This is a genomic window from Streptomyces sp. NBC_00122 (genome assembly GCF_045160845.1).
In the GTDB taxonomy this organism is placed as follows: domain Bacteria; phylum Actinomycetota; class Actinomycetes; order Streptomycetales; family Streptomycetaceae; genus Streptomyces.
This window is the reverse complement of the sequence record NZ_CP108191.1, coordinates 7,287,951-7,308,030: the sequence shown is the minus strand read 5'-3', so window position 1 is coordinate 7,308,030 and position 20,080 is coordinate 7,287,951. Positions and strand designations below refer to the sequence as shown.

General features: G+C 68.0%; 18 protein-coding genes and 5 pseudogenes. 10 read left to right on the top strand and 13 right to left on the bottom strand.

The window, feature by feature from the left end:
• The first annotated feature begins 131 nt into the window (after positions 1–131).
• Together OG737_RS33515 and OG737_RS33510 are read left to right on the top strand one after the other, a co-directional pair.
• Positions 132–581, top strand: a complete 450-nt coding sequence (locus tag OG737_RS33515; protein ID WP_405676430.1) for a helix-turn-helix domain-containing protein — start codon at positions 132–134, stop codon at positions 579–581.
• Between the two features lie 93 nt (positions 582–674).
• On the top strand, positions 675–1,298 hold the full coding sequence (locus OG737_RS33510; RefSeq protein WP_405676432.1) for a transposase: 624 nt from the start codon (positions 675–677) through the stop codon (positions 1,296–1,298).
• Between the two features lie 62 nt (positions 1,299–1,360).
• On the opposite strand, the gene OG737_RS33505 is transcribed toward OG737_RS33510, so the two are convergent.
• Positions 1,361–1,687, bottom strand: coding sequence for a hypothetical protein (locus OG737_RS33505; RefSeq protein ID WP_405676435.1), 327 nt, complete (start codon positions 1,685–1,687; stop codon positions 1,361–1,363).
• Between the two features lie 1,724 nt (positions 1,688–3,411).
• Between OG737_RS33505 and OG737_RS33500 the strand changes: the two genes are divergently transcribed.
• Entirely contained in the window at positions 3,412–4,146 is a 735-nt protein-coding gene (locus OG737_RS33500; protein WP_328929951.1) for a dienelactone hydrolase family protein, read from the top strand.
• Positions 4,147–4,462: 316 nt separating this feature from the next.
• On the opposite strand, the gene OG737_RS33495 is transcribed toward OG737_RS33500, so the two are convergent.
• The 3 genes and pseudogenes from OG737_RS33495 to OG737_RS33485 form a co-directional block, all read right to left on the bottom strand.
• Positions 4,463–4,660: a hypothetical protein gene (locus OG737_RS33495; RefSeq protein WP_405681526.1), complete on the bottom strand. Its 198-nt coding sequence runs from the start codon at positions 4,658–4,660 to the stop codon at positions 4,463–4,465.
• A 77-nt stretch (positions 4,661–4,737) separates the two neighbouring features.
• Positions 4,738–5,130 (bottom strand): annotated as a pseudogene (locus OG737_RS33490) (hypothetical protein); the annotation flags it as partial.
• A gap of 164 nt (positions 5,131–5,294) precedes the next feature.
• Complete coding sequence (locus OG737_RS33485) at positions 5,295–5,516, bottom strand: hypothetical protein (RefSeq protein ID WP_405676437.1); 222 nt, start codon at positions 5,514–5,516, stop codon at positions 5,295–5,297.
• A 336-nt stretch (positions 5,517–5,852) separates the two neighbouring features.
• Between OG737_RS33485 and OG737_RS33480 the strand changes: the two genes are divergently transcribed.
• The gene (locus OG737_RS33480) at positions 5,853–6,371 is read left to right on the top strand and encodes a site-specific integrase (protein ID WP_405922374.1); all 519 of its coding nucleotides are present in this window, start codon (positions 5,853–5,855) and stop codon (positions 6,369–6,371) included.
• A 100-nt stretch (positions 6,372–6,471) separates the two neighbouring features.
• Here the strand turns inward: OG737_RS33480 and OG737_RS33475 are convergent, their stop codons facing one another.
• Complete coding sequence (locus tag OG737_RS33475; protein WP_328929948.1) at positions 6,472–7,038, bottom strand: TetR/AcrR family transcriptional regulator; 567 nt, start codon at positions 7,036–7,038, stop codon at positions 6,472–6,474.
• Between the two features lie 146 nt (positions 7,039–7,184).
• Between OG737_RS33475 and OG737_RS33470 the strand changes: the two genes are divergently transcribed.
• Positions 7,185–8,654, top strand: a complete 1,470-nt coding sequence (locus tag OG737_RS33470; RefSeq protein WP_328929947.1) for an MFS transporter — start codon at positions 7,185–7,187, stop codon at positions 8,652–8,654.
• A 270-nt stretch (positions 8,655–8,924) separates the two neighbouring features.
• Here OG737_RS33470 and OG737_RS33465 read toward each other — a convergent pair whose 3' ends face one another.
• Together OG737_RS33465 and OG737_RS33460 are read right to left on the bottom strand one after the other, a co-directional pair.
• Positions 8,925–9,497, bottom strand: a complete 573-nt coding sequence (locus OG737_RS33465; protein ID WP_405922467.1) for a GNAT family N-acetyltransferase — start codon at positions 9,495–9,497, stop codon at positions 8,925–8,927.
• 72 nt (positions 9,498–9,569) lie between these two features.
• Positions 9,570–9,727 (bottom strand): annotated as a pseudogene (locus OG737_RS33460) (IS5/IS1182 family transposase); the annotation flags it as partial.
• A gap of 721 nt (positions 9,728–10,448) precedes the next feature.
• On the opposite strand from OG737_RS33460, the gene OG737_RS33455 reads away from it, so the two are divergent.
• The gene (locus OG737_RS33455; RefSeq protein WP_405922373.1) at positions 10,449–10,610 is read left to right on the top strand and encodes a hypothetical protein; all 162 of its coding nucleotides are present in this window, start codon (positions 10,449–10,451) and stop codon (positions 10,608–10,610) included.
• Between the two features lie 235 nt (positions 10,611–10,845).
• On the opposite strand, the gene OG737_RS33450 is transcribed toward OG737_RS33455, so the two are convergent.
• The gene (locus tag OG737_RS33450; protein WP_331743267.1) at positions 10,846–11,394 is read right to left on the bottom strand and encodes a transposase; all 549 of its coding nucleotides are present in this window, start codon (positions 11,392–11,394) and stop codon (positions 10,846–10,848) included.
• The gene (locus OG737_RS33445; RefSeq protein WP_331742949.1) at positions 11,391–11,930 is read right to left on the bottom strand and encodes a winged helix-turn-helix domain-containing protein; all 540 of its coding nucleotides are present in this window, start codon (positions 11,928–11,930) and stop codon (positions 11,391–11,393) included. The genes OG737_RS33450 and OG737_RS33445 overlap by 4 nt, the downstream gene beginning before the upstream one ends.
• Before the next feature lie 218 nt (positions 11,931–12,148).
• Here OG737_RS33445 and OG737_RS33440 point away from each other — a divergent pair, with 218 nt between their 5' ends.
• On the top strand, positions 12,149–13,297 hold the full coding sequence (locus OG737_RS33440; RefSeq protein ID WP_328929945.1) for a DUF475 domain-containing protein: 1,149 nt from the start codon (positions 12,149–12,151) through the stop codon (positions 13,295–13,297).
• A gap of 216 nt (positions 13,298–13,513) precedes the next feature.
• A pseudogene (locus OG737_RS33435) lies at positions 13,514–14,051 on the top strand (Tn3 family transposase); the annotation flags it as partial.
• 147 nt (positions 14,052–14,198) lie between these two features.
• Here OG737_RS33435 and tgmB read toward each other — a convergent pair.
• The 4 genes and pseudogenes from tgmB to OG737_RS33415 form a co-directional block, all read right to left on the bottom strand.
• Entirely contained in the window at positions 14,199–15,167 is a 969-nt protein-coding gene (tgmB, locus tag OG737_RS33430; RefSeq protein ID WP_328929944.1) for an ATP-grasp ribosomal peptide maturase, read from the bottom strand.
• A gap of 5 nt (positions 15,168–15,172) precedes the next feature.
• Positions 15,173–15,466, bottom strand: coding sequence for a putative ATP-grasp-modified RiPP (tgmA, locus tag OG737_RS33425; RefSeq protein ID WP_328929943.1), 294 nt, complete (start codon positions 15,464–15,466; stop codon positions 15,173–15,175).
• 145 nt (positions 15,467–15,611) lie between these two features.
• Positions 15,612–16,218: pseudogene (locus OG737_RS33420) on the bottom strand (TetR/AcrR family transcriptional regulator).
• Between the two features lie 66 nt (positions 16,219–16,284).
• Positions 16,285–16,440 (bottom strand): annotated as a pseudogene (locus tag OG737_RS33415) (transposase); the annotation flags it as partial.
• Between the two features lie 90 nt (positions 16,441–16,530).
• On the opposite strand from OG737_RS33415, the gene OG737_RS33410 reads away from it, so the two are divergent.
• On the top strand, positions 16,531–17,247 hold the full coding sequence (locus OG737_RS33410; RefSeq protein WP_405922372.1) for a DUF6333 family protein: 717 nt from the start codon (positions 16,531–16,533) through the stop codon (positions 17,245–17,247).
• Between the two features lie 211 nt (positions 17,248–17,458).
• The gene (locus tag OG737_RS33405; RefSeq protein ID WP_405922371.1) at positions 17,459–19,915 is read left to right on the top strand and encodes a hypothetical protein; all 2,457 of its coding nucleotides are present in this window, start codon (positions 17,459–17,461) and stop codon (positions 19,913–19,915) included.
• Positions 19,916–20,080 lie beyond the last annotated feature (165 nt).

Below are 20,080 nucleotides of genomic sequence, written 5' to 3'. Positions count from 1 at the left end.
TGATCATTCTGACCGTCCAGTGCCCTCCAGCGCAGCAAACCGAACGATGCTTCACTCGGGGCGAACGTTGCCTGAAGCGGCACTAGGTTGCGGCCTGCCGTGATCCTTCTCTCCCGATTGGGCCGTCTGTCGTGCCTGTTGCCACCGCCTGTCCGATATCTCTGACCGCCACCGACCGCAAGCGGCTGAAGAAAATGGCCTGGGGCCACAAGAGCGAGTACCGGCAGCGGGTGCGGGCGCAGATCGTGCTGCACGCCGCGCGTGGGCGCCCCAAGGCCCGCATCGCGCGTGCGACGGGACTGCACCTCGACACGGTGCGCCGCTGGCGGCACCGTTTCGCCGAGCAGGGGCTTGCCGGGCTCCAGGACCGTCAACGATCCGGCCGTCCACCGGTGTTCACGTCCTTGCAGGCCGCCGAGGTCACTGCGCTGGCCTGTCGGCTGCCCGCCGAGAGCGGAGTGCCGCTGTCGCGTTGGTCATGCCCGGAGCTGGCCCGTGAGGCCATCACGCGGGGCATCGCCACCTTCGTATCGGCCTCCACCGTGCGCCGCTGGCTCAAGACCGACGCCCTCAAGCCGTAGCAGCACCAGTCCTGGATCTTCATCACCGACCCGGTCTTCCGCCCCAAGGCCCAGCGCGTCCTTGAACTGTATGCCCGCACCTTCGAGGGCGCCGTGCTGGGCCACGACGAGTACGTCATCAGCGCGGACGAGAAGACCTCCGTCCAGGCCCGCTGCCGCTGCCACCCCACCCTCGCCCCCGGCCAGGCCAGAGCGATGCGGGTCAACCACACCTACCGGCGCGGCGGAGCCCTGGCCTACCTCGCCGCCTACGACGTCCACCAGGCGACGGTGTTCGGCCGCTGCGAGGCGACCACCGGCATCGTGCCGTTCATGGCCCTGGTCACCCAGGTCATGAGCCAGGCGCCCTACGCCAGCGCGAAACGCGTGTTCTGGATCGTGGACAACGGTTCCTCCCACCGCGGGAAGAAGGCCGCCGACCGGCTGAGAGCGGCGTTCCCGAACGCGGTCATGGTCCACACCCCCGTCCACGCCTCCTGGCTGAACCAGGTGGAGATCTACTTCTCCGTCGTCCAGCGCAAAGTCGTGACACCCAACGACTTCACCGACCTGGCCCAAGTCAGGGACCAGCTCCGGGACTTCGAGAACCACTACAACGCCACAGCACAGCCGTTCCAGTGGAAGTTCACCACCACCAACTTGGACGATCTGCTGGCCAGGCTCGACCGGCACACCGCCGATCACCCACAACAATCCTCCGTCGTGCTGACAGCATGATCAACCCCCGAAGGACTTCGGGAGCCGACCACTAAGGTCCATCAAACGGCCACGGAACTCCTCTAGGAGCATGCTGCCCTCATTCGTACGGGGCTCTCCGGCAGCGTCTGCTTGGCGGCAGCGGCCACCTGGGCCGGGACCCGGGCCGGCATGACGACGGTCGGGAGCCCTTGGCCACCGGCCGTTCCGGTCACGGCCGACGGTCCCGGCGCCGGCACGGCCGGGCTCGGCACGGCCAAGCTCGGCGCGGCGATACTCGGCGCGCCCAGGCTCGGCGCGGCGACGCTCGGTGCGGCGGCCAGAGCGCCGGCGGCCAGGGCGAGAACGCTCCCGGCGGCCAGGGCGCGCAGCCGTCTGCGCTGCGGTGACGTGCGGTGCGATGTAGTCAAGATCCCCCCTGAGGATCGAGCCGTGGGGCTCTGCCCTGGCACACGTCATATGTATGTCCGGGATCACGCGTCCGTGCGTGAACGACCCCCCGCTTCCGTCCGTGCACGCTAAGCCCCGTCACCGACGTTCACGTCGGCACGATCACTCCGGTTCCCGTTCCCGGCACATCAGTTGGGCTTCCTGCACCGGGCGGGTGAGGACGACGTGCCGGCGCGTCCCCTGCTCCGGGGCCAGCGGTCAGACGCACGTGGACGGTCTTGCCGCCCTCTGGGACCGGCCGGACCCCCACCGCGTCGGCCAGCCGGGTGATCAGCAGCCAGCCGTACCCCTCCCCGCCGTCGGTGCCGCCGTCGGCCGGCCGGCGCCGGCGCGGCGGGTCGGGCTGGCGTCCCTGGCGTCGACGCCGCGCAAGACCAGGCCTTCTTCACCACCCACTTCACCGGCGCCCGAGCCGCCGCCGACGAACCCGACCAGGCCGCCACCACCGCTTCGGCGAACGGATCAACTGCGGGCGGCACGACTTGCCCGTGCCCGGCTTGGACGGTACGGGCGGCATACGCGGTACCCCGGTAACGGCCGCCGGCCCGGCGCGGGCCACGGGCCGCCGCCCGCGGCGCTGCGGTGCGTGCGGTGCGCGCCGGGCCCGGCCCAGGCGACGGTGCGCCGGCCGCAAGGGCCACCTGGCGCAGCAGCGCAGATCAGCTGCACACCAGCCCACCGGGACCAGGCCGCCGCAGTCGTGCCGCTTGCACACGCAGTTCTCGCCCGCCCGGGCGTGCGGGACCCCGTGGCGGACCGCCCCGCCCGCCGGCTTCTCCGAGGCGGTGCCCCGCAGCCGGGCGGGCCACTCCAGCGTGATGCGCAGGCCGCCCGACCCCGACCGGAACCGGTCGGTCACCCGGACCTCGCCCAGCACCGCGAGCGGACCCGCACCCGGTGCGGTCAGCCGGGTCAGTGCGGCCCCGAACTCTCCGGCCGCCAGGGCGGCCAGAGCGTCGGCGTCTGCCCGCGTCGGTGGACCAGCCCGACAGCTGGTCGGTGTCCTCGATGTCGTCGGTAAGGCCCAGCCACGGGGCATCCAGGCGGAACCGTCGTGTCCCGCCGCCCACACAACGCACCAGCAGCGTGGCCGCCGCTGCCCCGGCGGGGACCTCGATCTTGTCGTTGGCGAGCAGCCAGGCGACAATGTCGGCCCGGTCGAACTCCGGATGCACGCCCGTCCCGCCGGTCGGGGCGGGGAAGTCGGTGTGGCGGCGGCGCCAGTTGACCACCGCCGCCCGCCCCACACGTGCGATCTGGCCCACCTCGGCGAGCAGGAACCGGTCCGTGTCCGGGTGACCGGGGTGAGGCCGGCAAGCAGGGAGCGGCGGCCCGGACGGGTCTCCCGCACCGCCCGCCAGTCCACCCCAGGACGGGCGACGTCCAGGAGCGCAATGGCCTCGGCGCTTTCCCTGTCAAGTCCTGCGCGTTGAGGTGAGTGAGTGTTCGAGTGCGCTGTGCGGGCTGGTGGTACTAGCGTCGGCTTTGTTCGGTGCTCTACGTTGTGGGGATGACTACCGGGACGGCATCGCGCCACACACGGATTGGTGACCCGGTGCTCTTCTGAGCACCGCGCGGGCAGATTTCGGCCCGCTGATCGATCGAGGATCTTGCGTTGCTGCGCGAGCTCCGCCTTCGTCGTGTTGATCACAGGTTCGACACATCAACCACGACAGGAGGATCCATGCCCATCAAGACGCTGCAGATTCCCACCGCGGACGGTCAGGCCGACGCGTTCGCCGCCTTTCCCGACCGCGGCGAGCAGCACCCAGGGGTGCTGATGTACGCAGACGGCTTCGGCATCCGGCCCGCACTGCGGGAGTTGGCCCGCGAGCTGGCCAGGCACGGGTACTACGTGCTCGTCCCCAACCTCTTCTACCGGAACGGCTCGGCACCGGTGCTCGAACTGCCCGAGCACATCGGCGAAGAGGTCCGCCCCCAAGTCATGGCCCAGCTGATGCCCCTGATCCAGGCGCACACAGTCGAACGTGCCCTGAGCGACGCCGATGCCTACCTCAAGTTCCTCGCCACCCAGCCCGAAGTCGGCGCCGGTCCGGTCGCGGTGACCGGCTACTGCATCGGCGGCCTCCTCGCGATGCGCACCGCCGCGGCGCACCCGGACCGGGTGGCCGCCGTCGCCGCGTTCCACGGCCCCGTGGGCGCCGATGGGCCCGACCTCTTCTCCAGGATCACCGCAAAAGTCCACCTCGGCCATGCCGAGGGCGACCTGACCCCCCAGGCCCTTGAGGAGCTCAACCAGGCCCTGGATGCCGCACGTGTCCGCTACACATCCGAGATCTACCCCCACACCATCCACGGCTTCACCATGTCCGACACCGACGCTTTCAGCGCCTCCGGGTTGAAGCGCCACTGGGACCGCCTGCTCCCCCTCCTGGACCGCACCCTGATCAGCAGTTGAGGCAGGGGTCAGTACATCGACCTGGGGCCGAACCAGCCCTGTTGCATCAGCTTCAACACGCCCATGCAACAGGGAGGGCGCTGTAAAGCGGGACGGTCGTCACCCCGCCCTGGTGCTTGAAGTCGACCTCCACCGGGCCCACGGGGGCGACGTACCCGAGGCGGACCACCTCGTCAAAGTCCCGGCGCCGCACGCCAAGCCTCACCGCGGCCTGGTCCGGGCCTAGGGGGACGTGCCGGTCCAGGGGCGCGCGAAAGCGCGGGCCGCCACCGGGTGGGGTGGCGGCCCGCGCTGAGGGTCGTCAGGTTCGCTTGGGTCAGTTGTGCCGGGCGACCTTGACCGCCGAGACCAGCAGCATCACCGCGAGTGCAGGGATCAGGACCAGGTCCGGAATCACGCCCAGCAGGAACCCACCGAGGAGCGCGCCGGCGATCGAGCCCGTCGCCATGAGGGCGGCGAAGCTGCCGTCGCGGCTGTAGCGGGCGAACGCGACGAGCATCGTGGGCAGGGACACCAGCAGGGACAGGTTCCCGCGAGCTTGATGTCCGTTCCGAACAGCAGCACGATCGTGGGGATCAGCAGCTCCCCGCCGGCGACGCCCATGATGGCCGCGACCACGCCGATCCCGAACCCGGCCACCACCCCGGCCACGACCTGGACCGGGCCCGGCAGATCCAGGGATCCAACGGCGGTGGTGCGGGTGACCACCAAAGCCGCGGCCATGGCAACCATGAGGACCGCTAGGACCTTGTAGAAGGTCGCGGAGCGCATGCGCACCGCCCACGAGGCCCCGGCCCACGCGCCGAGCAGGCTGCCTGCCAGCAGGTTTACCGCGATCGCCCAGTGGGCGCCGAGGTCGCCGAAGGAGACCGCGGCGAGCCGGGCGGGCAGGGCCCACCATCGCGCCGGCCCCGAACACCAACGGGGCCGACCACAGCCGTTCAGCGGCGGCCAGGCCCTTGTCCGGCGACACCTCGACCACACCCTTCACCTACGCCACCAGCCAGCAGCCAGCAGCCGCGTGGCCTCTCAGGGTGGTGGGGACATCGTGGCCGACGACTGTCGACGCAGCAGCCATCGAGGGCGGGTGGAAATCAGACATGCTCGACATGTCTGCACAATCCCTACAACGGATAGGCAGTGAAGGATCACCCGTGCAGACTCTGCAGCACCACCGCCGCGGCCAGAACCTGCGGCGGCAGACTCGGACGGCCATTGGACGAGGGAAACATGTCCGCGAACATCCCCGGCGGGAACAGCACCTCGCGATGCTCAGCCAGGAACGCGAAGACACTCCCCGCCGGGATCAACTCCCGGCACGTCTCCCACACATCCGGCCCGACCGTCTCCCCGGCCCATTCCCCCTGCATGCCAACAAGACTGGACCGAGCCGGGGCCAGAACCCGAGATTTTCTGCAGCCTTCTAGCTAGACGCCAGCGACCCCTCGCCGCGTACACGGCTCTGTTCTCGTATGGCTGCGGCGAACGGACATGTAGCCCCGCGTGATGCTCGGGGCCGGACCCCGCGCGAGGGGCAGCGGTACAGCGGATGGCGGTAGAAGCCGTTCCACTTCCGGGTCGGCTTATCGGACTTCCAGCCGATGATGGACCGTCAGTGTGGTGCCGCAGTAAACGCCGGAACTGCGGCGGAGCCCCTATCGTGACCATCGCGACCTGCGGCGGACGGTTCCGGCAGCCGGGGTGAGGTGTACGCATTTACTGCGGCGGCGCCGGGAGGGCGGAGCGAGCGTGACCATCGAACCGGTGACCGCAGCCCGCTGTTCCTCACCGGCCGCAGGGCCCCGGCCGGGATCGCGACGCTGGACGTGTGCGAGGAGACTGGCCGGGCCCGGCTCTCCTATCGCCGGGCCGAGGAGATCTTCGAGGAGCACACCCGGTTGCTGGCCAACCCGCTCGCCTCGCCTGAGGGCATCGAGCACCTGGACGGCTGGACCCTGCACCGGCTCCGCCGCAGTGCCCTCAGGCACGACGCCGAGGAGGGCACCTCTACCCGGATGCTGCTCGCGCGGTCCCGGCGCGCATCCGTCCGCTCGTTGGAGCGGTACGCCCGCCCCGGTGTCGATTCGGTAGCCCGGCACGTCGCCGAGCGAGACCCCGCCGCCCGCCACAACGGTTCAGCTTCCGGAACCTACCGGCGGGTTGCATGGGCCCTGGTGTCCGAGCCAGGACCACTGGACCGTGATCCCGGTCTTGTCGGGGCATGACCCAGATACGCCAGAAACCCGCCACGGCACCTCACGGTGCCAGGGCTCCGCGGAGCCCTGGCACCGCGTCCGAGGGCTGATCCCGGGGACCGCGTCGAGGTCACAGCAATCGGTCGACCAGCCGGTCGACGTAGTCCGGGGTGAGCGGGACCATGCCGAACAAGACGCGGATATACATCGGGGCCAGGATGTGGTCCAGCACGTCGAACGCGTCGGGTGCGTGCTCGCCGCGCTCGCGGGCGCGATCGAGCATGGACTGCAGTTGCCGCATGCGTTCGGCGCGGAGGTCGTCACCCGCCTGCAGGCCCTGCTGACCGCTGCTCGACAGGGCGACGGCCAGGCGCACCACCGCCAGACCGTCGGGTCCGGTGATCTCGCGGGCCACGTTGGCCGCGTAAGTGCGCAGGTCGCCGGCGAGGCTCCCGGTGTCGGGCATCGGCGACTGCGCATTGAGGCGGGTGAGCGCCACGTCGGTGAGCAGGGTTTCCAGGCTGCCCCACCGGCGGTAGATGCTGCTGTCGGCCACGCCCGCGCGGGCTGCGACCTCGCCGACGGTGAAGTTGCCGTAGCCGCGCTCACTGATCAGGTCGGTGACGGCCTGGCGCACCTGCGCGCCGACGCGGGCGCTGCGTCCGCCGGGCCGCCGGGCTTGCTGTCGCTCGTTCATCGCCCCACCTTAATGCAGTCACGACTTGCGTTTGAGCGGCAACCCTCCTTACAGTCTCCTAACGCATCCGCTGACTGCTTTAGGGCGCTCAGAGGCTGACCACGTTGGTCGTGAAGAAGCGCAACTGACGATTGAGAGGAATCCCCATGGCGGTATCGCATGCGGCCGTAGGCAGCCGACCGAACCGGGCCGTGCTGCTCGCGGTGACCTGCCTGGGCCAGTTCATGGTCCTGCTCGACAACACGATTGTCGGAGCAGCGCTGCCCGACATGCAGCACCGGCTGCACACTCAGCTGACCGGTCTGCAATGGATCGTCGACGCGTACGTACTGCTGGTCGCCATGCTGCTGCTGTCCGGCGGTGTCTTCGCCGACCGGTTCGGCCGCAAGCGGGTGTACCTGACCGGCGTGGCGGTGTTCACCGCCGCGTCGGTGCTGTGCAGCCTCGCACCCTCGCTCGGCTGGCTGGTCGTCGGCCGGGTGCTGCAGGGCATCGGGGCCGCGGCGCTGAGCCCTGCCTCGCTCGCCCTGCTCGCCGCCGCCTGTCCCGCGCCGCAAGAACGAATCAAGGCGATCGGCCTGTGGGCCGGATTCAGCGGAATCGGTCTGGCCGCAGGCCCCGTGGCCGGCGGAGTGCTGACAGATACCCTCGGCTGGCCCGCCATCTTCCTGGTCAATCTGCCCATCGGCGTGGTCCTTCTGCTGGTCGGTCTGCGCAGCCTTGAAGAGACCCGCAATCCGAGCGCCCCCGCGATCGACATCCCGGGGACGGTGCTGTCCGTTCTGGGGGTGGGGGCACTGACCTACGGGCTGATCGAGGGTGGTGCCCGCGGCTGGACGTCTCCGGTGATCCTGGGCAGCTTCACCGCCGCGGTGATCCTCCTCGCCGCCTTCGTCGCCGTCGAAGCGCGTCGTTCCGCTCCGATGCTGCCGCTGCCGCTGTTCCGGCAGCGCCTGTTCACCGTGTCCAACACCGCCATGGTCGTGGTGGGGTTCGCGCTCATGGGTTCGTCGTTCTTCTTCTCCCAGTTCTTCGTGTACGTCCAGGGCAGCTCGATCCTGCGCGCCGGCCTGCAGACCCTGCCGGTATCCCTCGCCATGGTGATCGTCAGCCCGTACGCGGGCCGGCTCGCCGCCCGGTACGGCTTCCGCATCGTGGTCACCACCGGCCTGGCCCTGGCCGGCCTGGGACTGCTGGCGCTCGGCACGGTGCACGCCGACACCGGCTACGGGAACGTGTGGTGGCGACTGGGAGTCGTCGGCATCGGCTTCGCCCTGACCATGTCCCCCCTGACGGGAGCCGCCATCCAAGCAGTCAGCCCGCAGGAAGGCGGCCTCGCATCAGGCATCAGCAGCACCACCCGGCAGATCGGCGCGGTGCTCGGCGTGGCGGTACTCGGAGCCATCGTCCGCACCCGGCAGTCTGGCGGCGCCTCCTTCGAGACTGGCCTCAACAGCGCCTTCCTCGCTGCCGGCGCCGTCACTTTGGCCACCGCCGTGTTCACCGGCCTGTGGCTGGCGAGGTCCAAGCCCGCGGAAGGCTCCGCGGCGCCGCAACGTTCCACCGATCCAGATGCGGTCACCACCTCGAACAAGGCATCCGCGAACAGCCGTTGACGGCGTACAGCTACGGCGAACGAACATGTAGCGCTGGGTAACACCCGGGGCTGTGTTCACCGTGAGGACCAGCGGGGCGGAGCGACCGAGTGGATTCACCGGCAGTCCGGAACCGCCCAGCTGCTGCCCCGGCTCATCGCCCGGCGCACCCGCGGCCCCCTGTTCCTCACGGACCGCAGGGCCGAGGAGATCTTCGCGAAGAACACCCGACCGCCGGCCAACCCCCTCGCCTCACCTGGAAAGGAACCGCCTCCGCGATGCCGCCCGTATTCAGGGGCAGGGAGCGTCGAAAACGGGCGGTGTAGGGCGGTTCAGCCGCCAGACCACGTTGATCCCGCTGCCTGAGGGAGCTGCGGGCGGCGTTGCCGGTTCACGCAGGACTTCCGTGAAGCCCAAACGGCGTGGTATCGCGGCGCTGGAAGTGTTGGCCAGGTCGTGCGCGATTTCCAGGTACTCCACGTCCGGCAGGGTGAACATCTCGGTGACCAAGGCCGCCGTCGCTCTCGTGGCGATGCCCCGGCCCGTGGCGGCAGGGTGCAGCCAATACCCCATGCGCCAGCCCTGAGGTTCGGACCCGTGGTAGCTCTGGCACATGCCGATGAGAATGCCGTCTTTGGCTATGGCGTAGTCGTACACCTCACCGCTTGCCCACTTTGACTCGGACTTCGCGAGGAAGTCTCGGGTGCCCTTCTCGCTGTGACGGGCGACCCACGGCTCCCAGGGGCGCAAGTGGTCCAGAGACTCCTCGATCAACTTGAATGCCGGAGCGAAGTCGCTCTGCCCCCGCCAACGTCGCAAGACGAAGTCTCCGCAGTCAATAATCTGCCCCGGTTGTCGCTCCATGACGGCCATGGTTGTTCGCAAAACGGCTCGCTGCAACGGAATACGGAAGAACTGGTGGGCCGTCTGCCTGGCAGAGGCGGCGACGGCATCGAAGGCCAGGAAGCGTGCGGTCTTGCGCTCGTAGCGACAGTGCAGGCGGCGGCACCCGCCGGCCACGCCACCGTGCGGTCCACGCTCCAACGATGCCGGACCACCCGCTGGGAGGGCTCTACGCCCTTGCGGGCGATGCGCGGGCTGCTCGGTTTCGCGCCTACGCCACAGACCGTCACCCGGGGATCGGCACGAGGCGCCCTGTCGTCTGCAGCCGCAGGAGCATCGCCTCTCGCACCATGCGCAACCCACAGATTTGCCACGAACGAGTCGCACGGGGCGAACGCAGGCGGCGGGATGAGAACTCGCCTCGGGTCCCTGCAAGCTCTGAAGAACGCGAACGCATCGCACAGCCCCGAGCAGCGGGGGCGGCCACGTTCGATGTTCTTCACGGAATGGCCCGAGCAATTGTCAAATCCTGTGGATGCGGTGTGGCCGGATAAGCGGTGAGGTTCTTGTCCGTCCTGGAGAGCCAGTCGCTGACCCGTCGGTCGTGCGAGGGTGTGGTCATGTTGATCGCGATGGCCGAGCTGCCCGGTGCGGGGTCTGTACGGTCAACGGCTCTGGCTCACATTCGGTGGTATCCGAGAGTGACGGCGGGGCGTCGACGGTGAAGTCGCAGCTCCGCACCATGGGACGGGCGCTCTGTATCGTCGGCACGCCTGCGAGTCCCCGCCACTGACATGAGCACTACCTGCTTGGCCTGCTTGCGCACTGCAGCGCCGACTGCACATCAAACACCCAGGTCAGAAGCTTGACCGCTGTCGGCAGCCAACACTCAGCCTCCTTTACACTCCGTCACCACCGAATGTGAGCCAGAGCCCGGTCAACGGTGGTTCTTCGGACAGGAAGTGACACCTGATGAGAGGTTTGACCGTATCGGCTGAGGCCGTACTGGAAGTGCAGCCTGCCGGGCTGGCACCGGATGTCCTGGACGACCAGCTGATCAGTCAGCTGGTGGGCCGGGCCCAGGCGGACGGGATCAAGCTGACCGGCCAGGGTGGTCCTGCGCTCAGTGCCTGATTGAGAACCGGGAAGTCTAGGTCGGAGGCGGTTCCGGAACGGCCCATCCGTCCGGTTCAAGCGCTATGTCGGGTAGGTCGATGATCACGGTGAAGCCCGCGCTCCTCAGGGCGATCCCAAGTACGAGCACAGCCGTCTCGCCCGATCCTGGGCAACCCCACGACGGTGATGCGCCGCAGGTTCGCACTCAGGCACTCGGTGAAAACGCGTCCATGGAGTCGGCGACATTCTTCGGTTACTGAGGTTGTAGGTGTGGTGTCGTCAGTGTGAGTCCGGTCGCTGTGAGGCATCCGTCGACGACGTCGCTGCGGTATTGGATCTGGCGGAGGCCATGTCGTAGCTGGCGGATGAGGTGGTCCGGGTCGGTGAAGGCGGTGTTGGCCTGGCTTGTTCGGCGGAGGACCGACCAGATCCCTTCCACGGGGTTGAGGTCGGGGGCGTAGGGCGGCAGGTGGTAGACGGTGAGCCAGTCTGTGGCGTCGATGAAGGCCCGCATCCGGTGGTCTTTGTGGACGTTGAGGTTGTCCCAGATGAGGACGATGGGGCCGTCGAGCTGCTGGTGGGCGGCGATGAGGAGGTCGCGGTACTCGGTCCAGGCGAAGCTCTTGCGGCCGCCGCTCTTGTGGTCGGTATGCCGTCTGGGCCGGTAGATGAGGCGGGAGCGTTCGCCGGGTTTGTAGCAGCACAGGGCTGCGATGGAGAAGCGTCGCTGGGAACGGCCGCGGACCCGGATGACCGGAGTGGTTCCGCGTCGGCTCCAGGTGCGTGAGGCCGGCGGCGTCATCGAAAACCCGGCTTCGTCTTCGAACACGAGCCAGGCCTTGAGCGCCGCCGCGGTGGTTCCACGTGCGGCCACACGTCTTTCACCCAGCCGGCCACGGCCGCCTCGTCACGCTCGACGGCCCGACGGGCCGGAACCTGGTGACTCCAGCCGTGCCGCCGCAGCATCTGGGAAATGCCCGACAACGTCATGGACTTGTGGAACCGGCGGCCGATCAAGGTCTTGATCCTGGCCAGCGTCCACCGCTGATCAGGCCACCCATGAGCGACCGGCCCCTTGGCCAACTCCTCCTCGAGCACCGCGAACAGCATTTTGTTGAGCTTCGGTCGGGATGCCGGACCGCGGGAACGAACCGCGTCCTGACCAGCCTCCCGCCAGGCTCGCCGCCACCGCTGAACCGACCGGACGCTGACCCGTAACTCCTTCGCGATCTCCATACTGCCCCGCCCATCGGCGAACATACCGACCGCTTCCATCCGGACCCGCTCACGGAACGCTTGCCTCTCCGCGGTCAGACCCCCACCCTGCGGATACCTCATACAACCGGCATACCGCAACGATCACCAACCGTCAGCCCCCTACGACAACCCGCCTTCAAGTTCAGTAGGTCTACCAGCACGGCGACGAGCGGAAGTTGCGAACCGTTGGCCCGGGGGGATGTGTCAGGGCTGCGAGGCGTCGCTCTAGACTTCAGGGTCAACGTTTCGTAAAGCCATGTACGGCGCGGGGAGCCCCGTACACGACGATTGGGTAGCCCGTGCTTCTGAAAACGTTCGGCTGGTCGTTCGCGGTCACCGCGCTCGGCCTGATCGCGGCAGTGTTATACGGGGGGTGGGCCGGCTTCGGGATCGTGGCGATCCTGTCCATCCTCGAAATCTCGGTGTCCTTCGACAATGCCGTGGTCAACGCCGGGATCCTGAAGAAGATGAATGCCTTCTGGCAGAAGATCTTCCTCACCATCGGTGTCCTGATCGCGGTTTTCGGCATGCGCCTGGTCTTCCCCGTCGTGATCGTCGCCGTCAGTGCCAAGATCAGTCCGATCGAAGCGGTACAGCTCGCGCTGGACGACAAGGACAAGTACCAGCAGCTGGTGACCGACGCCCACCCGTCCATCGCCGCCTTCGGTGGCATGTTCCTGCTGATGATCTTCCTCGACTTCATCTTCGAGGACCGTGACATCAAGTGGCTGGCCTGGCTGGAGCGTCCGCTGGCCAAGCTCGGCAAGATCGACATGCTGTCGGCGTGCGTCGCCCTGATCGTCCTGGTCATCACCTCGATGACCTTCGCCACCCAGGCCCACCAGCACGGTGGCGTCCACGTGGACAAGGCGCAGACCGTCCTGGTCTCCGGCATCCTGGGCCTGATCACCTACATGATCGTCGGCGGCCTCTCCGGCTACTTCGAGAACAAGCTGGAGGAAGAGGAGGAAGCCGAACACGAGGCGGAGGAAGAGGCCAAGAAGAGCGGCAAGCCCGTCTCGGTCGTCGCCATGGCCGGCAAGGCCGCGTTCTTCATGTTCCTCTACCTCGAAGTCCTCGACGCCTCCTTCTCCTTCGACGGAGTCATCGGCGCCTTCGCCATCACCAACGACATCGTGCTCATGGCGCTCGGCCTCGGTATCGGTGCCATGTACGTCCGGTCGCTGACCGTCTACCTGGTCCGCCAGGGCACCCTCGACGACTACGTCTACCTGGAGCACGGCGCGCACTACGCCATCGGCGCCCTCGCCGTGCTCCTGCTCGTCACCATCCAGTACGAGATCAACGAGGTCATCACCGGCCTCGTCGGCGTCATCCTGATCGCCTGGTCCTTCTGGTCCTCGGTCCGCCGGAACCGCAGGCTAGCGGCGGCCGAGGCGAAGGGCACGGGGTCCGACGAGAAGGCCGAGGTCTCCTCCAGCGTCTGAGCCGGGCCGCCGACGCGGATGGATTGTGCAGGAGCGTGCCCACGGCCGGGAAACCGACCGTCTCACGCCGACCGTCTACGCGTTCGTCAGCCCCTGTCCCACTTGGCATGGCTCCAGCAGGTGAGCCTACGGGTCATGACGGTGATGAGTGCCCAGGTCAGATGGGCTTCGGAGTGCTGGGGCAGGCACCTGCGCAAGATCCGCGAGCAGTGACCGGACATGCTGCGCGTGGCTGGGTCGCTGATCACCAACCAGGTCCGCGCCTACGACCTGCTGCGGGTGTTCGGCCGCGATGGCCACCCCACCCCGTTGGGCCGGGCGTTCGCCGAGTACGGTCGGATCGAGAAGACCTTCCACCTGTTCGACCTGGTGGACCCGGTGGACGACGCCTACCGGCGCCGGATGAACCGCCGGCTCACCGTGCAGGAGTCCCGCCACATCCTGGCCCGCGCGATCTGCTATGGCAGGCGCGGCCACATCCAGCAGGCGTACAAGGACGGCCAGGAGGACCAGTTGGCCAGTATGGGGCTGGTGCTGAACGCCGTGGTGCTGTGCATGCAACACGCGCTACCTGGACGCCGCCATCGCCAAGCTCCGGGCGCTGCCCACCGACCAGCGCGAGCACGGCGTCCTGGACGAGGACGTGGCATGCCTGTCCCCGCTGAGGGCCGGCCGTGTGAACGTGCTCGGCCGGTACGCCCTCACCTCCTCCCAGCCAGAAAACGGACTGCGCCCGCTGCGCGACCCGGCCGCGGTGGACGGCGAACAGGACGACGAGTATCCCGCCGGGGCGCACGCCCCGGGGCGTCAGTACGCCGAAGGGCGGCACCGGACCTCCAGGCCGGTGCCGCCCTTCGGCGCGCTGTGGTGCTGTGGCCTGGGGTGCGGAGGGCGGTCTTTTTCACACGGCAGGGGCTTTGTGGAGTTGATCGGCGATGGCATGGGCGATCGAGTCCGTGATCGAGGCGGGCTGCCATGCCCATTGCCCGTTGGGGTTGCATTCGAGGAAGTACCAGTGCCCGGCGGCTGTTACGGCGAAGTCAAATGCGCCGAAGGTGAGTTGGAAGTTGGCGAGGTAAGCGCGAACCGAGCGCGCGACCTGCGGGGGGATGGCGATCGGTGCGCACTCCATCAGGGATTGCCGTCGCCGCCAATCAAGGTCAGGACTGTCGATCCGAACCGCGAACAGTCGGTTGCCAACAGCAGTGAGGCGTACGTCGCACACCTTGTCCACCTTGGCTTGAAAAAGATGGGGGCAGGAGGCGACGGCGGTGGTGATCTCGTGCGCGTGGACCTCTCGTACCCACACTTGGCTCGCTTGGCCGTGAACCTTGTACGGCGTGTTCCACAGCGGCTTGTAGACGACTCCGCCGATCTGGCAGGCAACGAACTCCCGTGCGGCGTCGGGGTCGTTGGTGATCAGCGTGCTCGGGACCGAGAAGCCGCTGCGCTGCGCGGCGGCGAGCTGGGCCGGCTTGTACTCCGCTGCCCGGTTGTTCCATGGATGGTTCACGTAGTGGGCACCAGGGAGGGACGCCAGGATACCGCCGGCGCCCCACAGGGACTGTGACGCGGCGAACTTGCGTTCTGCTAAGTCCGGTCCGGCAGGGCCTTCGAAGGGTGAGGGGCGGCGCGTCCAGACGGAGCGAACCCTGGTGAGGTCGAGCTCGCGGCTCGGCGTGCGCAGCGTGCCGCTCTGATCGCCTGTGCGGTACGAGGCGGTCAGAGCGGCGCCCGCAAGCAGATCGGGACCTGGATCAAGACGGACCACCGGAACCTGGCGCTCCGCGAGGATTCGCAGAACCAAGTCGGTGGTCACATCATGTGGGCTGGTCAGCACCAGCACTGACCCGCTCGGAGCAGTCGCCATCAGTGTTAGTGGTGGTCCGAGTCCGAATCCGAGTCCGAATTGTCGTCGGAGTCCGACGAGCCCTCGTAGCCGCTGGTGCTTGTGGAGCTGTTGGTGCTGCTGCTGGTGGACGTGGATTTCGAGGAGCTGATGCTGACCAGGTGGTCGCCGAGCTGGACGGTGCGGCCGTGTTCGTCGATGATGACGGCGATCTGGGTTTCAGGGTCGATCACCGGGGTGAGCAGCGGAGTCGGGTCAGTCTCCGCGTACGGCGCCATGCGCGTGATGCCCCAGGGCGCGTCGTGGTTTCGTGTATGCATCGTTCGATCCCCCAACCTTGAGCCTATCCGTCGAGATGACTCTCCCCTTGCTCGAACGGGTTTTCAAGACCGCCTGCCGTGCTGTTCGACCAGGAGTGCATCACTTGAGGGTGCCATTGTTTGCCGACACTCCCGAGCCGGTCGGTTAGCTCGGGCAGATTGCGGCCTTGATGTGGGCGAGTTGGGCGGCGAGGATCTCTTCGAACGCGGCGCGGCGATCCACCCCGAGGAGGCGGACGTCGCGGGCGAAGTGAGCCTGGGTCGGGAAGGGTTCGGGGTCGGCGCCCAGAACCGCCACGCGAAACAGCTCCATGCCCTGTTCGTGCTCTTCCGGGGTGACCGCGCTGACCCCTGCCTCGGAGGCGATCAGCGCGGCGAGGAGGACCGTGATCCGGTGGTAGCGCGCCGGGATCTCCTCGTCGGGCAGTCCCGACGCGCGCAGCGCCTCCAGCACCGCTTCCATGACGAGCCGGGAACCGGTGCCGCTTGATGCGTAGCGTCCCCAGACCGCGGCGAGCTCGGGCTGCTGCCCGAAGGCCTCTCTCACGCGCAGCGCCAAGGACGTGATGCGCTGCTTCCAGTCGCCCCTCGGGGCGGTAGCTGTCCACCGCGGCCAGGAGAATCCGGTCGGCGCCCGCGCGCAGTAGTTCGGTCTTGCTGCGGAAGTGCCGGTAGAGGCTGGAGGAATCGGTCCCGAGGGCCGCGGCCAGCTTGCGCACACCCGACTGCACGGTGAGCTGGTCGCCGAGCACGCCCCTGTCACCTACGGCATGGTTCGCGCGCACTTCTCCGCAAGATGATCCAGCTCCAGTAACACTCCGTGACGACTCCCCAAGATCTGTGCCAGCACCGGGTTTTGGTGCAGCGGCTGGCGTGCCGGTCTTCGCCCGCAGGTTCCTGAACCCGCGACGGACCTGGGAAGGGGTGAGTCTGTTCGGATCCGCCGGCCACTCCCAGGGCCGGCGCAGATCCGCAGGCGTGTTTCCACCAGCGCACGGGGCGCACATCCGCCGAGGGGCTGGGCGGCGGCGCTTCTGTCATCGCCGGCCGTTACGGTGGCCCGCATGAACGAGAACACCTACTGGACCTCTGCGCCGGACCGGATCGTGCGCGGCTCGATGAGTCTGTGCCACCTGACAGCGTTCGAGGCGCCATTCAACGTCGACGCCCGCAACCTGCCCCCCAACGACCCTGAGCGCGCACGCGCGTTCGTCGAGTCGTTCGAGGGCATCGAGGCTGTCCTGGAGGACCTCGGGCCGCGCTCCGCGCAGACCCCGCTCCCATCGGCAGCACGGTCGGATCTGGACATCGTGCATGCTGCCGCGTGGGGCGGCATGTTGAGCATCGTGACTCCCGCGTTCGCGACCGACGGCAACGACGAGCCGCTCCGGTCGGCGGCGAAGGAGTTGCGGGAGCGGTTCCCGGATGCGCGGATCGTGGGACGGGTCTCCTACCACGGGGGGATGGAGCACACCGAGAACATGGTGTGGTTGCCGGACGGAGCGATGTTCCACGCATCGGGATGGCCGGATGATGAGCCGTTCGTCGTCTCGGGCGATCCGCGTGCGGTGATCGCGTCCCTGGATCTCAGGGGGTGGATGGTGGACAACGCCGGCGTCGACCTGGACGTGCCCGCGAACGAGGTCTACTGGGCGGGCCTGGGGGGCTTGGCGCTCGGGCACTCGGATCCGTGGGGGTGGGAGGAGATGGAGACGACGGCGTTCCGTGTGCGGCACTCCGAGGACGCTGTTAGGGACATGGAGAGCTTGTACTTCGTCTAGGCGCAAGTCGGCGGGTGACCCTGGGGCCGAGGGTCGCGATGTGTGAACTCGCAGCCCGCGCAGTGGCGTTGATGCTTCGCCGACACGCCTTAACTCATCTTTACCCGTGGCGGGTGGGAGTTATGGTGGTCGGGTGGCGCGTACATGTCACGGGGGCCCACGCGCCGCCCACACCCCCTCAAGGCCCCACCGGAGAGGGAAAGACGAGCTCTTGAACAAACACATTCGTATACCGTCCAAGTGGCGGTTAGCAGCCAGGTTCACGGCCGCTGTAGGCCTGACGGCCGCGATCGTCACAACCGGGCTCCAGGCCGTCGAGGCCGCACCACCGAAGCTGCCGCCGGTCTCGGCGAAGATGAAGGCGGGATCCGGGAAGCGCTGCGACACCCGCAACGGCCTCCCGACCGCCCCGACGACACCGCCGGACTCCGGGTTCCCCGACAACCCGACCGGGAACCTGCACAAGGACACCGCCCTCCCCAAGAACTTCGAATTCGACCTTCCGGGACAGGCGTACGACGGCCTTCAGACACCGACAGCCGCCCAGAAGACCGAGGCCCTGTCGAAGGTCCCCGGGGACCTGGACAAGAACGTCGAGGCATGGAAGAAGATCGCCAACGCGTCGGGGAAGCCTGCGGACCGGGCGATGGAGATTTACGCCCGGTACTTCGCGAACAAGGAGAACCTGGGGTTCAAGCACTGGTTCGACAAGCGGTACATCCGCAACCAGATCAACAACCACAAGGGCTCGGGCTTCGAACGGCAGCTCGTCAAGGACTACAAGCTGATCGGCCCGGACTGGCTGTGTGAGGTCACCGTCGAGCTGTTCGACAAGAACGGCGACAAGGTCGGCGAGCGCCGGTACGACGCCTACAACCAGAAGAGCAAAGAGTTCAACGAGTTCAAGTCGAACTCGAAGCTGACGGCGAAGCAGCTTGCGAATGACCGCGTCGTCGCCAAGTCGATGCCCGACCACAAGTTCCGCTTCACCGGCGCGAAGCCCTTCACCAAGGGCCAGGTCAAGCTCATCGACGACCTGGAGCGCGACGTACGCAACATGCGGAACGGGAAGACCGGGCAGGTGCGCGGAAACCAGCGCATGTACAACCCGGTGTCCAAAACCACCCCGATCAAGGGGTATTCGGACCATCAGCGGTGGTTCGCGCCCGCCTGCCAGACCGGCACAACGCAGCTCTCGGCCGTCGGCGCCAACACGTGCGGCACCCGCGGACCCGCCAACGACCGGGCCCTGTCCTCCGGGAAGACCCTGGAAGAGGCGAAGCGCTACCAGCGGGACGCCAACCGCCTCGACCCGAGGGGCACCCTCCCCAGGGGCGGCCCGGGCGGCGTCGACTTCACCACCATGGAACTCCGGTACGTCGGCGGCCTCGAAAAGGGCAAGGGCATGAGCTACTCCATGCGCGCCGACCAGATGCCCGACCCGGACAACAACCCCGGCTTCGGCGGCGAAGCCCGGATGCAGCTCTCCTCCGACGCCCTGTTCACCTGGCTCGCCCTGACCCCCGAAAAGTTCTGGGTCAACCTGAACCCGGACCAGCCGGACAAGGTCATGGACGCCACGTTCGGCAAGACCGACGCCGGCCGCGTCCTCCTCGACGCCGACCTGGTCATGAAGCACGACTTCTCCGAGGCCCTGAACCCCGACAAGCATCCGGGGGGCAAGCTGTACTGGGACACCGCGCCGCGCCGCAACGGCATCCCCTGCTTCCCCGGTACCCGCTTTTGGATCGAGCCCGACGAGGCCAAGGTCCGCGAGCAGGACGGCGGGATCTACATCCTCGAATCGCCAATGGACGTCTCCGCCGAGTGGCTGGACGTCGACTACACCGTCCCCGGATCCACCGAATGCACCGACCTCTCGGACGCCGAGAAGAAGGCCATCGAACGGTCGGTCAACGCCAACATCGTCCCGGTCATCCAGGAGCGGGTGAACAAGGACCCCAAGTACGCCGAGCTGCGCGCCGTCTACAACGCCCGCGTCGCCGCCGAGTACATCCGTCAGCAGGACGCCAAGTCCCCGACGGACTTCCACGACATCATCAACTCCAACGACGCCTCGGCCTGGCCGATCCGCGCTCCCCATGAGGACTGGACCCGTGAAAAGGTCTGGGACAAGTACATGCAGTCCATCAAGGAGGGCATCGAGTGGTTCGAGCTAGAGTACGGCGGCAAGCTGTATAAGCAGGGCGTCGGCGGCGTCGACTTCTCCGAGCAGCCCAAGCAGAACATCCCCAAGGCCCAGTTCGACGCCCAGAACCGGGACCTGGACAACACCACCGTCAACTCCGGCAAGTCCGATGACGCCTCCTACCGGGACCTCGACACCCTGTACCTCGGCGCAGGCCCGGCCACAGACGGCAGCGGCGAGGACCCGGGCGGCGAAGATCCCGGCGACGACCCCACCCCGACACCGACCCCGTCGGGCACCGGCAAGCCGACCAACCCCCCGACGACCCCGGCCCCGGAGCCCACCAACCCCGGCGGCGGTGACAACACGCCGCCCACACGGGAGGACCCCGACGGCGACCTCGCCGACACCGGCTCCAACACACCGGTGGGCCTCATCGCCGGTGTCGCCGCGGCCCTCGCAGCGGCCGGCGTCACCCTGACGTGGTGGATGCGGCGCCGCCGCACCGCGCAGGAGTAGCCTGACCAGGCAGTCACGTCTCACAGTGAAGGGCTCCACCCGTAAGTACGCGCCGGGTGGGGCCCTTCGCCGTCCCCGCCCAGGATCCAGACGGGTCCTCTTGAGGTCACACGGCGGCCAGCCGATCATCCATACATCCAACGAACCGTAGAGAGGGGTCCTCGC

Excerpts from the sequence above, each read along its gene's own strand:
- OG737_RS33500 (WP_328929951.1), top strand. The coding sequence starts at position 3,412 with ATGCCCATCAAGACGCTGCAGATTCCCACCGCGGACGGTCAGGCCGAC.
- OG737_RS33485 (WP_405676437.1), bottom strand. The coding sequence starts at position 5,516 with ATGCAGGGGGAATGGGCCGGGGAGACGGTCGGGCCGGATGTGTGGGAG.
- OG737_RS33475 (WP_328929948.1), bottom strand. The coding sequence starts at position 7,038 with ATGAACGAGCGACAGCAAGCCCGGCGGCCCGGCGGACGCAGCGCCCGC.
- OG737_RS33470 (WP_328929947.1), top strand. The coding sequence starts at position 7,185 with ATGGCGGTATCGCATGCGGCCGTAGGCAGCCGACCGAACCGGGCCGTG.
- OG737_RS33465 (WP_405922467.1), bottom strand. The coding sequence starts at position 9,497 with ATGGAGCGACAACCGGGGCAGATTATTGACTGCGGAGACTTCGTCTTG.
- OG737_RS33455 (WP_405922373.1), top strand. The coding sequence starts at position 10,449 with ATGAGAGGTTTGACCGTATCGGCTGAGGCCGTACTGGAAGTGCAGCCT.
- OG737_RS33450 (WP_331743267.1), bottom strand. The coding sequence starts at position 11,394 with ATGACGCCGCCGGCCTCACGCACCTGGAGCCGACGCGGAACCACTCCG.
- OG737_RS33445 (WP_331742949.1), bottom strand. The coding sequence starts at position 11,930 with ATGAGGTATCCGCAGGGTGGGGGTCTGACCGCGGAGAGGCAAGCGTTC.
- tgmB (WP_328929944.1), bottom strand. The coding sequence starts at position 15,167 with ATGGCGACTGCTCCGAGCGGGTCAGTGCTGGTGCTGACCAGCCCACAT.
- tgmA (WP_328929943.1), bottom strand. The coding sequence starts at position 15,466 with ATGCATACACGAAACCACGACGCGCCCTGGGGCATCACGCGCATGGCG.
- OG737_RS33410 (WP_405922372.1), top strand. The coding sequence starts at position 16,531 with ATGAACGAGAACACCTACTGGACCTCTGCGCCGGACCGGATCGTGCGC.